The following is a 1,509-nucleotide window of genomic DNA, read 5'->3' as shown; positions in this document are numbered from 1 at the left end:
CCCCGGCAGCACTCTCTGTGCTGCCGGGGCGGTTCGTTTACCGCCACAAGCGGCAAATACCTGTCACAAGCGGTCAAAAACGCGAAGCGGAAACTCGGGAGGACAACAGTGGGACGACTCTTCGGGACGGACGGTGTACGCGGCGTTGCCAACGCGGATCTGACGGCGGAGCTCGCGCTCGGCCTCTCCGTGGCGGCTGCCCACGTACTGGCCGAAGCGGGCACCTTCGAGGGCCACCGGGCGACCGCGGTGGTCGGCCGGGATCCCCGTGCCTCCGGCGAATTCCTGGAGGCCGCGGTCGTGGCGGGCCTCGCGAGCGCGGGCGTGGACGTCCTGCGCGTCGGTGTGCTGCCCACCCCGGCGGTGGCGTATCTCACCGGTGCGCTGGGCGCCGACCTCGGCGTGATGCTCTCCGCCAGCCACAACGCCATGCCCGACAACGGCATCAAGTTCTTCGCCCGCGGCGGCCACAAGCTCGCCGACGAGCTGGAGGACCGCATCGAGTCGACCTATGAGCAGCACCGCACCGGTGCGCCCTGGGACCGGCCCACCGGCTCCGGCGTCGGCCGCGTGTCCGACTACACCGAGGGCTTCGACCGGTACGTCGCGCACCTCATCGGGGTCCTCCCGAACCGCCTCGAAGGCCTGAAGGTCGTCCTGGACGAGGCCCACGGCGCGGCCGCGTACGTCTCACCCGAGGCCTTCACCCGGGCCGGCGCGGAGATCGTCACGATCGGTGCCGAGCCCAACGGCCTCAACATCAACGACGGCTGCGGCTCCACCCACCTCGGCCTGCTCAAGGCGGCCGTGATCGAGCACGGCGCCGACTTCGGCATCGCGCACGACGGTGACGCCGACCGCTGCCTGGCCGTGGACGGCTCCGGCGAGGAGATCGACGGCGACCAGATCCTCGCCGTGCTGGCCCTCGCCATGCGCGAGGCCGGGCAGCTGCGGGAGAACACCGTGGTCGGCACCGTGATGTCGAACCTGGGCTTCAAGATGGCCATGGAGGCCGAGGGCATCCAGGTCGTGCAGACCGGCGTCGGCGACCGCTACGTGCTGGAGTCGATGAAGCAGAACGGCTACGCGCTCGGCGGCGAGCAGTCCGGCCACGTGATCATCCTCGACCACGCGACGACCGGCGACGGCACGCTGACCGGCCTGCTGCTGGCGGCGCGCGTCGCGGCCACCGGCAAGTCCCTCGCCGAGCTGGCGGGCGTCATGCAGCGACTGCCGCAGGTGCTCGTCAACGTTCCCGACGTGGACAAGTCCCGCGTCACCACCTCCGCCGAGCTGGCGGCGGCGGTCGCCGACGCCGAGCGCGAGCTGGGCACCACCGGGCGGGTGCTGCTGCGTTCCTCCGGCACGGAGCCGCTCGTACGGGTGATGGTCGAGGCCGCGGACATCGAGCAGGCCCGCTCGGTCGCCGGCCGCCTCGCGGACGTCGTGAAGTCCGCGCTGGGCTAGGTCGTCTCTTTCGGATCTTGCCGGGCCCGCGTTGCCCGGCAC

The 1,509-nt window shown here is 71.5% G+C and carries 1 protein-coding gene; it reads left to right on the top strand.

Going from position 1 to position 1,509, the window contains the following annotated elements; genetic code table 11:
• Positions 1-108 precede the first annotated feature (108 nt).
• Positions 109-1,467 (top strand): phosphoglucosamine mutase, encoded by a 1,359-nt coding sequence (gene glmM / locus ACWGIU_RS37715; RefSeq protein ID WP_453712577.1) that lies wholly within the window; start codon positions 109-111, stop codon positions 1,465-1,467.
• The last annotated feature ends 42 nt before the right edge of the window (positions 1,468-1,509 follow it).

The sequence above is a fragment of the Streptomyces sp. NPDC054840 genome, assembly GCF_053611065.1.
Note: the sequence above shows the minus strand (reverse complement) of the source record. Positions and strands in the feature narration are given on the sequence as shown.